Source organism: Pseudomonas sp. RIT778 (assembly GCF_019718735.1).
Taxonomy (GTDB): Bacteria; Pseudomonadota; Gammaproteobacteria; order Pseudomonadales; family Pseudomonadaceae; genus Aquipseudomonas; species Aquipseudomonas aphyarum.
In genome coordinates, this window is sequence record NZ_JAIHBA010000036.1 from 63265 (window position 1) to 75905 (window position 12641).

Here is a 12641-nt window from a genome sequence, read left to right on the forward strand (position 1 = left end):
CGTACAACGTTCGAACCTTACGGCGCGTACGTCAGCAGCAGCTCGGTCGGCACCTTGAAGTCCAGGGACATCATGACGCTCAGCGCGGTGATTGTGAAGATCGAGAACACGAACAGCTTGCGTGCCCAGACCGTGTCATCCACCGCCTTGTAGCCGGTCCAGGCCATGTACAGCCAGTACATGCCCATGGCCGCGGCGACGGCGAGGTAGCTCATGCCGGCGTAACCGCTGAAGGTCAGCATCAAGGTCGCCACGAGGAAGGCCAGGATGTAGATCAGGATGTGCTTCTTGGCCACCTGGATTCCGCGCTTCACTGGCAACACCGGAATCGATGCGGCCAGGTAATCGTTGAAGCGGAAGATCGCGATGGCGTAGGAATGCGGCATCTGCCACAGGCTGAACATCACCAGCAGGGTCAGCGCGGCCATGTCGAAGCTGTTGGTCACGGCCACGTAACCGATCACCGGCGGCATGGCGCCCGACAGACTGCCCACCAGCGTGCCGTGAACCGACTTGCGCTTGAGGTACAGGCTGTAGAAGCCGACGTAGATGATGAAGCCGATCACGGCGAACAGGGCAGCCAACGGGTTGGCCACCTTGTACAGCAACGCAACGCCGGCGACACCCAGGACGGTCGCATAGACCAGGGCCAGTTTCAGGGAGATCAAGCCCTGGACCAGCACCCGGTTCTTGGTGCGTTCCATCTTCAGGTCGATGTCGCGGTCGATGCAGTTGTTGAACACGCAACCGGAGGCCACAACCAGGGAAGTGCCGATCATGGCTGCCAGAAACACGGCCAGATCGACATGCCCTTTCGAGGCCAGGAAGAACCCGCCTGCCACAGAAAGCACGTTACCGAAAATGATCCCCGGTTTGGTGATTTGGATAAAGTGCTTGAGCGACATCGGGTTTACCTCACTTCGCCATCATGTAGGTGTGGATGCTGAACATGATCCACAGCGACAGACCGACCAGCAGCACGATCACGATGGCCGTAAAGACGAACGCAATCACGTTGTTACGTTGAGCGATGGAACGGTCCAGGTGCAGGAAGTAATACAGGTGAACGATCACCTGGATCACGGCGAACAGCAGGACGATTGCCAGCGTCGTCGACTTCGGCAGGGTCGGGAACATCACCAGACCGAACGGGATGACGGTCAGGATTACCGACAGGATGAAGCCAATGGCGTACGACTTTACGCTGCCGTGGCCAGCATCATGGCTGTCATGGGAGTGTGCATTAGCCATTACAGGGTCCCCATCAGGTAAACAACGGTGAATACGCAGATCCACACCACGTCCAGGAAGTGCCAGAACAGGCTCAGGCAGCTCAGACGGGTCTTGTTGGTCGCCGTCAGGCCGTGCTTGTTGACCTGGTACATCATGATGCCCATCCAGATCAGACCGGCGGACACGTGCAGACCGTGGGTACCGACCAGCGTGAAGAACGCCGACAGGAAGCCCGAACGGCTAGGACCGAAGCCCTCGGAGATCAGCAGGTGGAACTCGTTGATCTCCATGGCGATAAAGCCTGCGCCGAGCAGGAAGGTCATGAACAACCAGCCCAGAACCTGCTGCTTTTTACCTTTGTACAACGCCAGCATGGCGAAGCCGTAGGTGATCGAACTGAACAACAGCAGAGCGGTTTCGCCCAGCACGTATGGCAGTTCGAAGATGTCGTGGCCCGACGGGCCACCGGCGACGTTGTTTACCAGCACCGCGTACACCGCGAAGATCGACGCAAACAGAATGCAGTCGGTCATCAGGTAGAGCCAGAAACCGTATACGGTCATCTCGCCCGAGTCGTGGTGATGGTCATCGTGCCCATGGTCATGACCATGGGCGTGTCCAGCATTGGTCACTAAGTTCGACATTGTTTAAGCCTGTTCCAACTTGGTTTCAACACGGGTTGCGGAAGCAGGGATCTTCCCGGCCGCTACCAGACGCTTGTGCTGCTCGGCTTCGATGCGCTCGATTGTTTCAACCGGCACCATGTAGCCCTGATCGTCACGTGCTGCGTGGATCACGAAGTAGATGACAGTGCCGGCCAGGCTGGCGATCGCCAACCACCAGATGTGCCAGATCATCGCGAAACCGAACACGGTCAGCAGTGCGCCCATCACCACGCCAGTGGCGGTGTTGTTCGGCATGTGGATCGGTTCGTACTTGGCTGGAGCCTTGTACGCGGTACCGTTTTCCTTGGCCTCGGTGAACGGATCGATGCAGTCTGCTTTTGGCAGTACAGCGAAGTTGTAGAACGGAGGTGGCGACGAGGTCGACCATTCCAGGGTATGGGCATTCCACGGGTCACCGTGTTCGCACATGTTTTCTGGCTTGTTGCGGTCACGCACCGACACGTACAGCTGGATCAGCTGGCAGGCGATACCCACAGCGATCATCACCGCACCGAACATGGCAACGTACAGGTACGGTACCCACTCAGGGTTGGTGGTGGCGTTCAGACGACGGGTCATGCCCATGAAGCCCAGAGCGTAGAGCGGCATGAACGCGACGAAGAAGCCCGAGATCCAGAACCAGAACGCTGCTTTACCCCAGCCTTCGTGCAGCTTGAAGCCGAACGCTTTCGGGAAGTAGAAGCCGAAGCCTGCGATGTAGCCGAATACCGCGCCGCCGATGATCACGTTGTGGAAGTGAGCGATCACGAACAGACTGTTGTGCAGAACGAAGTCAGCACCCGGGATGGCCAGCAGTACGCCGGTCATGCCGCCGATGGCGAAGGTCACCATGAAGCCCAGGGTCCACAGAACCTGGCTGGTGAAGCGCAGACGGCCCTGGTAGATGGTGAACAGCCAGTTGAACAGTTTCACACCCGTCGGGATGGAAATCAGCATCGTCGCCAGACCGAAGAAGGCGTTGACGCTGGCACCCGAACCCATGGTGAAGAAGTGGTGCAGCCAAACCATGAAGCCCAGTACCGAGATCGCGCCCGAGGCGTAGATCATCGAGTGGTGGCCGAACAGTTTCTTGCCGGTGAAGGCCGAGATGACTTCCGAGAAAATGCCGAACGCCGGCAGGATCAGGATGTAAACCTCAGGGTGGCCCCATGCCCAGAACAGGTTGACGTACATCATTGGATTGCCACCAAGTTCATTGGTGAAAATGTGGAAATCCATGTAACGGTCAAGGGTCAGCAGTGCCAGGGTAGCGGTCAGGATCGGGAACGAAGCCACGATCAGAACGTTTGCCCAGGTGCAGGTCCAGGTGAAGATCGGCATGTCCATCAGTTTCATGCCAGGGGTACGCATTTTCAGCACGGTCGCGAGGAAGTTAACCCCCGTTAACGTTGTACCCAGACCCGATAGCTGTAGCGCCCAGATGTAGTAGTCCATCCCCACGCCAGGGCTGTATTGCAGACCCGACAGCGGTGGATAGGCAACCCAGCCGGTCTTGGCGAATTCGCCGACGCCCAGGGACAGGTTGATCAGCACGACGCCGGACACCAGCAGCCAGAAGCTCAGGGAGTTCAGGAACGGGAACGCAACGTCACGCGCGCCGATCTGCAGCGGCACTGCAAGGTTCATCAGGCCGGTGAAGAATGGCATCGCCATGAAGATGATCATGATCACACCGTGAGCGGTGAAGATCTGGTCATAGTGTTCAGGTGGCAGGTAGCCAGGCGAACCCTCGGTGGCCATGGCCAGCTGGGTACGCATCATGATGGCGTCGGCAAAACCGCGCAGCAGCATGACCATGGCGACGATGATGTACATCACGCCGATTTTCTTGTGGTCGACCGACGTCAGCCACTCGGTCCACAGGTAAGTCCACTTCTTGAAGTAGGTGATTGCAGCGAACAACGCCAGACCACCGAGCGCGATCATCGAGATGGTGACCATCACGATCGGCTCGTGGAAAGGGATCGCTTCCCAACTTAATTTACCAAACATCGTTTACTCCTCTGCCCCGGCAGCTGAATGCGAATTCGAGTCCATATCCGTTGCCGCCACTTCTTTCTCTTTCTTCTCGTGCTTCAGCGGCTTGCCCGGTTTCATGCCTTCGTACTTGTCGACGATGGTCTGGAACAGGTTCGGCGTGACCGAGGAGTAGAGCTCGACTGGATTGTTCTGGCTTGGCTTGGCAAGGGCTGCGTATTCAGCTGGTTCAAGCTGTTTAGGTGCCTTTTTGACTTCACTTACCCAGGCGTCGAAATCTTCCTGAGAAGTTGCGATCGCTTTGAATTTCATACCGGTGAAACCAGCGCCGCTGTAGTTGGCGGAGATACCGTCCATTTCAGCGTTGCGGTCAGCGATCAGGTGCAGCTTGGTGGTCATGCCCGCCATCGCGTAGATCTGGCCGCCCAGGCCCGGGATGAAGAACGAGTTCATCACCGCGTCCGAAGTGATCCGGAAGTTAACTGGCGTGTGCGCCGGGAACACGATCTTGTTGACCGTGGCGATGCCTTGTTCCGGGTAGATGAACAGCCACTTCCAGTCCAGCGCGACCACTTCGATGGTCACAGGCTTGACGTCGGATTCGATCGGACGATACGGATCCAGCGAGTGGGTCGACTTGTAGGTGATGTAACCCAGGGCAATGATGATCAGGACCGGAATGGTCCAGACTGCCACTTCGATCTTGGTCGAGTGCGACCATTTCGGGGTGTAGACGGCGTTCTTGTTGGAGGCGCGGTACTTCCAGGCGAACAGGAAGGTCATGACGATGACCGGCACAACGACCAACAGCATCAGCAGCGTGGCGGTGATGATCAGGTTGCGCTGTTCCAGGCCGACCTGGCCCGTTGGATTGAGCAAGGTCATGTTGCAGCCTCCCAGCAACAACGTGCCGAGCAGCGGCACTAGGCCTAGTAATCTGGGGTACCTGTTTTTACTCATCTCACGACCTCTAAAGCAGCTTGCGCAATGCAGTTGGGTTTTGATCGCCAACACTTCACCCTGCCAAGGGTTGGCATTTTCTTTGGATTGAATAAGGGCCGCCCGTCGCGCGTCAGACGCTCGACAAAACCTGGGACAGCGGTCAGTTCTTATTCGAATTCGTGGTCAAAGGCCTTGTTACAGACCAATTCCATTTGGTGCGGAAAGTTGGAAGGCACCGACACCTGGGTGTCTCGCAAGCCTCTCGGCTGCTCGACACCCGACTTCCTGCTCGCCTCCTTAATAAAGGCTGAACAGTGCCGGGAATTCAGTGCGGGCGATTGTAGATAGGTAGCGCCCTATACACCATGTCTTATCCCGAAATAATTTTTATCGCTCTGAGCAACAATCCATCACCGTTTTTGCAAAAGTTCCGCATGTTATCGAAATCGATTCTCAACAAAAACACCAAAAAATGTAGGTCTATCGGCCTCAGTTCAGACAGCTCCGAGGGCTTTTTCCCACGGCGCGATCCGCGCAAAGCCCGATATGCCAAGGCTTTTGGCCATCTGCCGGAGTCTGTTAAAACTGCCTGATCCGGCACACGCGTGCAAAAACCGACAAACGCTGAAACAGACCAATCCTTTTTTGTAACAGCACTCCAATCCGGGCCTGTGAAACGAGCTGCGACACGGCCTGTGTGACAACATGTCGCACACCTGTCGCACCCTTCCTTGCCGTTCGTCACGGTGTTTTCACACAGACCCTGAAATGCAAAACGCCTCGAGTTGCGTCACCGCAAATCGAGGCGTTTGTTTTATCGGCGCAGGCGCCGAAAAGTTGATTCAGCGCAACGCTTTTCGGTTACGCGAGGTCAGCAGCGGCACCAGGATCACCACCAGCACGAAAGCCACCAGCGCCCATTGCGCCAGCGACAGGCCGAGGATCGGCGGGTACGGCGTCGAGCAGAAACCGTCGACCTGGAAGCCCAGCGGGAAGATCTTCGCCAGCGGCAGGTCATCGACGATCGGCTGCAACACATCGATGCCGCAGCTCACCGCCGGATAGAACTGGGTGTACACGTGATGCCCGGCGACAGCGGCCCCGGCGATGGCACAAATCACCACCAGAACCTCGAACACCGTGATGCTGCGTCGGGTGCGCATGGCCGCGCCGATGAACGCGAACAGCGCGATCAGCAGCAACGCATAACGCTGCAGGATGCACAGCGGGCACGGCGCCTCGCCCAGCACGATCTGCATGTACAGCGCGCCGCCGATCAGCGCCAGGCAGATGATGCCCAGCAACACCAGATAGCGCCGCTCACGTCCCAATCGAATCGTTTCCTCGCTCATCGCGTTTCCCTTTCATGTCCATGGTTCAGCTGGCCGGCGGCTGCGCTTGCAGTTGCGCCATCAGGCTGATGTTGTCTTCGATATGCCAATTGGCCGCGATGCGACCGTTGTCGATCTGATAGATATCGGTTGCCCGGAAGTCTACACGCTGGCCCTGCCCTTTGAGAGCCTTGAACGTGCCGGTGAAATGCCCGCGAAAGTGCAGATGCACCACCACGCGATCCCCGGCGACGATCATTTGCTCGATCTCGCAACTCAAGTCCGGCACCGCCGTACGAAAGAACTTCGACGCCAGCAACGGCCCTGTCGGCCCTTGCACCCGGCCTTCCGGCGGGGTCTTGTCGACGAACTGCGGCGACAGGGCGGCGGTGGCCAACGCCTCTTCGCCCGTGTTCCAGAAACTGCCGTAACGCCGCGCCGCCAGTTCCATCGCATCACGCTGGGCCTTGGGCAGGCTCTGATCGACGATCAGGGTCTGGGGTTCGATCAAGGCGGATTCGGCGAACGCGAACGGACTGGACAACAAGGCAACCGACAGGCCCAAAGTGGCCAGGCTGAAACGACGGGAAGAGGCGAAGTGCGACATGGGGGCGATCCTGATCATGTAAACGAACGAGCGCCTATCATCAGCATCGGGGAATAAACGATAAACCGGTTAAGAAACGATTAACCTTTAAACAGAATTTAAGAATCAGGGCCGTGTAACGGCCAATCGTCGGATCGCCGCCCGGAGCAGGCTCGCTCCCACATTTGAATGCATTTCAATGTGGGAGCGAGCCTGCTCGCGATGAAGGCGACTCGGTTCCGGATTATTCCAGAGCAGCAGCCGGCCCGAAGAACTCATACCGGCTCTGCTTCTCCGGCACACCCAACGCCTTCAGGTGACGCTTGATCGCCCCCATGAAACCTTTCGGCCCAAGGAAGTAGGCGTCCACATCACGCTCCGCCGGCAGCCACTCGCCCAGTTGTTCCTCGCTCAACAACCCGACCTTGTCCGCCGCCGGGCTCACGCCGTCATCTTCGGCGTAGCAATAGAAGCGTTTGAGTTGCGGATGACGCGCGGCCAGACCATCGATCCAGTCACGGAACGCATGCACGCTGCCGTTGCGCGCACTGTGGATGAAGTACACCGGACGCTCGGTTTCCAGCGCCGCTTCCAGCATCGCCAGCGTCGGAGTGATGCCGACGCCGCCGCTGATCAGCACCAACGGTTTGTCGCTGGCAGTCAGGGTGAATTCGCCCGATGGCGGGAACAGCTGAATGCTGGCGCCGACGTGCAGTTGATCGTGCAGGTAATTGGAGGCTCGGCCGCCCGGTTCGCGCTTGACGCTGATGCGGTACTGGCCTTTGTTGGCCAGAGCCGACAGCGAGTAGTTGCGGCGGATTTCTTCGCCGTCGAGGATCAACTTCATGCCGATGTACTGGCCTGGTTCGGCTGCGAGGATCGGGCCCTTGTCTGCTGGCTCGAAGTAGAACGAAATGATTTCCGCGCTCTCCTCGACCTTGGCCGCGACGATGAATTCCCGCGCCCCGCGCCAGCCACCGACGGCTTGCTCTTTCTGGTCATAGATGGCGGTTTCGGCGCCGATCAGGATATCGGCCAGTTGACCGTAGGCTGCGCCCCAGGCGCTCATCACTTCTGGCGTGGCGATTTCTTCGCCGAGCACTTCGGAAATGGCACGCAGCAGGCAGGTGCCGACGATCGGGTAGTGTTCCGGCAGGATCTGCAACGCCACGTGCTTGTTGATGATCTTCGCCACCAGATCGCCCAACTGGTCGAGTTGATCGATGTGACGGGCGTACATCAATACGCCGTTTGCCAGGGCGCGGGGCTGGTCACCGCTGGCCTGGTGGGCCTGGTTGAACAGCGGGCGGACTTCCGGGTACTCGGAAAGCATCATGCGGTAGAAATGGGTGATCAGCGCTTCACCGCCGCTTTCCAGCAGAGGCACAGTGGATTTGACGATGGCACGATCCTGGACGCTAAGCATAAGGGTGACTCCTGAGCTTTCTCTAAAAGTGCCTTATCCATTCCAGTATTCGTGCCAACTATTTTTTCCATATAAATCAATAGCTTGAAAATTATGTAGTCAGATCGACACAAGCACATCTATAGTCGCTTCGACTACAACGTGTCTCTTTGACTACAAGCCTATGTCCGCCAAATCATTGCTCACCGCCCTGCTCCCACTGGTCTCCGACCTGTCCCGCGAACTGCCTGAAGGCGAGCGCTATCGACGCCTGCTCGAAGCCATGCGCGCCCTGTTGCCCTGCGATGCCGCCGCACTGCTGCGCCTCGACGGTGAATGGCTGGTGCCGCTGGCTGTCGACGGGCTGAGCACCGATACCCTTGGCCGCCGCTTCAAGGTCAGCGAACACCCGCGTTTTGAAGTGCTGCTGGCCGGCGAAGGGCCGACCCGTTTCGCCGCCGACAGCGATCTGCCCGATCCGTATGACGGACTGGTCGACGGCCTCGACGATCATCTAGAAGTTCACGATTGCCTCGGTTGTCCGTTGTTCGTCGATGAAAAACTCTGGGGCCTGATCACCCTCGACGCCCTCGATCCGGAGCGTTTCGAGCCGATCGAACTCGACGCCTTGCAAGCCTTCGCCAGCCTCGCTTCGGCCACGGTGAACGCCGCCGAACGCATCGAACGTCTGGCGATTCGTGCCGAGGACGAACATCAGCGCGCCGAGGTCTATCGCCAGGCCAGCGGCCAGCAGAATCGCGAAATGATCGGCCAGAGCAAGGCGCATAAGCGGCTGGTGGAAGAAATCAATCTGGTCGGCGGCAGCGACCTGACCGTGCTGATCACCGGGGAAACCGGGGTCGGCAAGGAACTGGTGGCTCAGGCCATTCACGCCGCTTCCAAGCGCGCCGACAAACCGATCATCAGCCTCAACTGCGCGGCCCTGCCGGACACGCTGGTGGAAAGCGAACTGTTCGGCCACGTGCGCGGCGCCTTCACCGGCGCCACCAGCGACCGGCGCGGCAAGTTCGAACTGGCCAACGGCGGCACGCTGTTTCTCGATGAAGTCGGCGAGTTGTCGCTGACCGTCCAGGCCAAGCTGTTGCGGGTTTTGCAGAGCGGCCAGTTGCAGCGTCTGGGTTCGGACAAGGAACATCAGGTCGACGTGCGCCTGATCGCCGCGACCAACCGCGACCTGGCCGAAGAAGTGCGCAGCGGCCGCTACCGCGCCGACTTTTACCATCGCCTCAGCGTGTACCCGTTGCGGGTGCCGGCGCTGCGTGACCGGGGGCGCGATGTGTTGTTGCTCAGCGGTTACTTCCTGGAACAGAACCGCTCGCGCATGGGCCTCAACAGCCTGCGCCTGAACAGCGACGCCCAGGAGGCGCTGCTGGCCTACACCTGGCCGGGCAACGTGCGGGAACTGGAGCATTTGATCGGACGCAGCGCGCTAAAGGCGCTGGGCAACTGCAAGGTGCGGCCGAAGATTCTCAGTCTGAGCGCCATGGATCTCGACCTGCCGCGCGAGGTTGTGGATAACTCGCCGATGCCGTCCGAAGCGACTGCCGCCGTGCCATTGATCAGCGGCGATCTGCGTGCAGCTACTGAGCAGTATCAGCGGCAGTTGATCAGTGCAGCGCTTGAACGCAATCAGGACAACTGGGCCAGTGCCGCGCGTGAATTGGGACTGGATCGGGCGAATCTGGGGCGGATGGCGAAGCGCTTGGGGATGAAATAAAAGTCCCGCCGTCGGATTGGCGCCAGAATCTCTAAAGCCTGCCGGTTACAAGTCGATAACCCGGCATCGATACCTGCTGGCGATCCGTGCGATTGCCGCTCACCTTTTTCCACAGAAGGTTTTTATGTCTTCCAACAAAGCCCGCGCAGATTCACTTTCGCTTCTGCTGTTTACCTTGCGCAGCGGCAAGCTGATGGCGATCAACCTGCTGAAGGTCAGTGAAATCATCCCCTGCCCGCCGCTGACCAAACTGCCGGAGTCGCACCCGCACGTCAAAGGCATCGCCACTTTGCGCGGTGCTTCGCTGTCGGTGATCGACTTGAGCCGCGCCATCGGCGAGCGTCCGCTGGAAGATCCGAACGGCGGCTGCCTGATCGTCACCGACGTCAGCCGTTCGAAACAGGGCCTGCACGTGCAGGCGGTGAGCAAGATCGTGCATTGCCTGACCACCGACATCAAACCGCCGCCGTTCGGTTCCGGCGGTTCGCGCGCCTACATCACCGGCGTGACCTCGGTGGACGGCACGCTGGTGCAGGTGCTGGACATCGAAAAAGTCATCCACGGCATCGCCCCGGCGCAGATCGAAATGGCCCCGACCGAGCTGAGCATGGAAGACGCCGAAGTGCTGGGCAACGCACGGATTCTGGTGGTCGACGACAGTCAGGTGGCGCTGCAGCAATCGGTGCACACCCTGCGCAACCTCGGCCTGCAATGCCACACCGCCCGCAGCGCCAAGGAAGCCATTGACTGCCTGCTGGACCTGCAAGGCACGGCGCAGCAGATCAACCTGATCGTCTCCGACATCGAAATGTCCGAGATGGACGGCTACGCCTTCACCCGCACCCTGCGCGAGACGCCGGACTTCGCCCACCTCTACGTGCTGCTGCACACCTCGCTGGACAGCGCGATGAACAGCGAAAAGGCCCGCCTCGCCGGCGCCAACGGCGTGCTGACCAAGTTCTCCTCGCCAGAGCTGACCCATTGCCTGATCGAAGCGGCCAAATTCGTCGCGGCCCAGGGCCACTGAGTCTTGAGCGAGACGTTTTGCTTCCTGATGCGGCGCGACCTGAGCCAGGACGTGCCGGCCATAGAATGGCCGAACGGCATCGAACTCACCACCTACAGCGCCGAACGCGCGTCCGACGTGCATGAACTGATGCAAATCGGTTACCGCGAAGGCGGTGGTCGGGTGCCGGCGCTGGACGTCTGGCAACAGCAGTTTGAAAACGATCCGGAATACGATCCGGCACTGTGTTTCATCGCCAGCGATGCCGACGGCGTCATCGGCGTGGCGCAATGCTGGACCAGTTCCTACATCAAGAACCTGGTGGTGCATCCTCGCGCCCAAGGACGTGGATTGGGTCGGGCTTTGCTGCTTCATGCATTCAAGGCGTTTCAGGATCGACGCGAAGGATTTGTCGACCTGAAGGTGCTGGAGAGCAATCAGCGAGCGCAGCGCTTGTACGAAATGTCTGGAATGTATGTGGTTCGCCGGGAACTGGTGCCGGACTGACAAACTAAAATCCTGCGGCATACTCCAAACTTGGCGATCAAACCTCCAAGGATGCCCGAACCATGAAACGCCTCGCCCTCTCCGTGCTTTGCCTCATTGCCCCGTTGGCCCACGCCTCCAGCCCCGATGCCTGGGCGGCCTACGACAAAGCCGTGCTCGCCAGCTGCACCAAGGCCAGCGGCCTGAAAAACGCCAAACCGGTCGGCAACGCCGCGCAATTCGATGACCGCGTCGGCTACACCGCGCTGTTGCTGCAAGGCCAATACCCGCAAAAACACATGAAGGGCCAGCAAGGCACCGAGCTGTGCCTGTACAACAAAAAGTCGAAAACCGCGTTCGTCACCGAATGGGACTCGATCCGCCCGACCGCCAAACCCTGAGCGAATGGCGCACAACTTGCTTCACTCCGGGCCTGTACGGCGGCTTTATGTCGCCGATTCATACCCTGATTGAAGATTGCCCGCTCAATGAATACGACCTTTTCCTGCGTAGGTTGCGGCAAATGCTGCACCGATCACCATGTGCCCCTGACCCTGGCCGAAGCCCGCATGTGGGCGGCCGACGGCGGTCAGGTGATCGTGCTGGTGGAGGCGTTTCTCGCCAACGGCCTGGGTCTGCCGGAACAGCAGCGCGAACATGCACAACGGCGTTCGGCGGTGGTGCGCAGCGGATTGTCCGACGCCCATGTGGCAATCACCTTCGCCGCCTACAACGTCGGCCCCTGCCGGAATCTTGACGAAGACAAGCTGTGCCGCATCTACGAACGCCGGCCGCTGGTGTGCCGCATCTATCCCGCCGAAATCAATCCACACATCCCGCTCAACCCTGCGGCCAAGGACTGCCCGCCGGAGTCGTGGGAGCAAGGGCCGGACCTGATCGTCGGCGGTGAACTGGTGGATCAGGAACTGGTGACGCTGATCCAGCGCTCGCGTCAAGCGGATCGCGATGACATCCGGATCAAGGATGCGATCTGCGGCTTGCTCGGCATCCGCACCACCGCGCTCAAGGGCGACGGATTCACCGCGTACCTGCCGGACATGGGCGCGTTTGCCTCGGTGATCGATCAGGTCACGGCGCAGCCATTGAGCGAAGTTTCCAGCGAATGGCTGTTCCATGTCTCCGGCGACGACATCGCCGGACAAGTGCGGGCGGCCGGGGCACAAGTGGTGTCCGAGCCGCCGCAGACCTACGCATTCATCTCACTGCGGGCGGCCTAAGCGCCCTGCCGCC

The 12641-nt window shown here is 59.5% G+C and carries 13 protein-coding genes; 5 read left to right on the top strand and 8 right to left on the bottom strand.

Annotated features, from left to right (window positions below; genetic code table 11):
- Positions 1–17: 17 nt before the first annotated feature.
- The 8 genes from cyoE to hmpA all read right to left on the bottom strand — a co-directional run bounded on the left by cyoE (position 18) and on the right by hmpA (position 8181).
- Positions 18–905 carry a heme o synthase gene (gene cyoE, locus K5E37_RS24075; protein ID WP_007956716.1) on the bottom strand — a complete coding sequence of 296 codons (888 nt, stop codon included), beginning with the start codon at positions 903–905 and terminating at the stop codon, positions 18–20.
- A 10-nt stretch (positions 906–915) separates the two neighbouring features.
- The gene (cyoD, locus tag K5E37_RS24080) at positions 916–1251 is read right to left on the bottom strand and encodes a cytochrome o ubiquinol oxidase subunit IV (RefSeq protein WP_007956718.1); all 336 of its coding nucleotides are present in this window, start codon (positions 1249–1251) and stop codon (positions 916–918) included.
- A complete protein-coding gene (locus tag K5E37_RS24085; RefSeq protein ID WP_007956720.1) occupies positions 1251–1877 on the bottom strand; it encodes a cytochrome o ubiquinol oxidase subunit III in 627 nt (208 codons plus the stop codon). Before K5E37_RS24085 ends, cyoD begins: the two co-directional genes overlap by 1 nt.
- Before the next feature lie 3 nt (positions 1878–1880).
- Positions 1881–3911 carry a cytochrome o ubiquinol oxidase subunit I gene (gene cyoB / locus K5E37_RS24090; protein ID WP_007956721.1) on the bottom strand — a complete coding sequence of 677 codons (2031 nt, stop codon included), beginning with the start codon at positions 3909–3911 and terminating at the stop codon, positions 1881–1883.
- Positions 3912–3914: 3 nt separating this feature from the next.
- On the bottom strand, positions 3915–4856 hold the full coding sequence (gene cyoA / locus K5E37_RS24095) for a ubiquinol oxidase subunit II (RefSeq protein ID WP_085606895.1): 942 nt from the start codon (positions 4854–4856) through the stop codon (positions 3915–3917).
- A gap of 824 nt (positions 4857–5680) precedes the next feature.
- Positions 5681–6190: a disulfide bond formation protein B gene (locus K5E37_RS24100; protein WP_085606897.1), complete on the bottom strand. Its 510-nt coding sequence runs from the start codon at positions 6188–6190 to the stop codon at positions 5681–5683.
- Positions 6191–6215: 25 nt separating this feature from the next.
- Positions 6216–6776: an ester cyclase gene (locus K5E37_RS24105; protein ID WP_011335845.1), complete on the bottom strand. Its 561-nt coding sequence runs from the start codon at positions 6774–6776 to the stop codon at positions 6216–6218.
- A 223-nt stretch (positions 6777–6999) separates the two neighbouring features.
- Positions 7000–8181: an NO-inducible flavohemoprotein gene (gene hmpA / locus K5E37_RS24110; protein ID WP_221535354.1), complete on the bottom strand. Its 1182-nt coding sequence runs from the start codon at positions 8179–8181 to the stop codon at positions 7000–7002.
- A gap of 163 nt (positions 8182–8344) precedes the next feature.
- On the opposite strand from hmpA, the gene norR reads away from it, so the two are divergent.
- The 5 genes from norR (at position 8345) to K5E37_RS24135 (ending at position 12628) form a co-directional block, all read left to right on the top strand.
- Complete coding sequence (gene norR / locus K5E37_RS24115; protein ID WP_221535355.1) at positions 8345–9898, top strand: nitric oxide reductase transcriptional regulator NorR; 1554 nt, start codon at positions 8345–8347, stop codon at positions 9896–9898.
- A gap of 124 nt (positions 9899–10022) precedes the next feature.
- On the top strand, positions 10023–10925 hold the full coding sequence (locus tag K5E37_RS24120) for a chemotaxis protein CheV (protein WP_007956731.1): 903 nt from the start codon (positions 10023–10025) through the stop codon (positions 10923–10925).
- Positions 10926–10952: 27 nt separating this feature from the next.
- Positions 10953–11411, top strand: a complete 459-nt coding sequence (locus tag K5E37_RS24125; protein WP_085606903.1) for a GNAT family N-acetyltransferase — start codon at positions 10953–10955, stop codon at positions 11409–11411.
- A 62-nt stretch (positions 11412–11473) separates the two neighbouring features.
- A complete protein-coding gene (locus K5E37_RS24130; protein ID WP_039765638.1) occupies positions 11474–11791 on the top strand; it encodes a hypothetical protein in 318 nt (105 codons plus the stop codon).
- A gap of 87 nt (positions 11792–11878) precedes the next feature.
- A complete protein-coding gene (locus K5E37_RS24135; protein ID WP_221535356.1) occupies positions 11879–12628 on the top strand; it encodes a YkgJ family cysteine cluster protein in 750 nt (249 codons plus the stop codon).
- Positions 12629–12641: the final 13 nt, after the last annotated feature.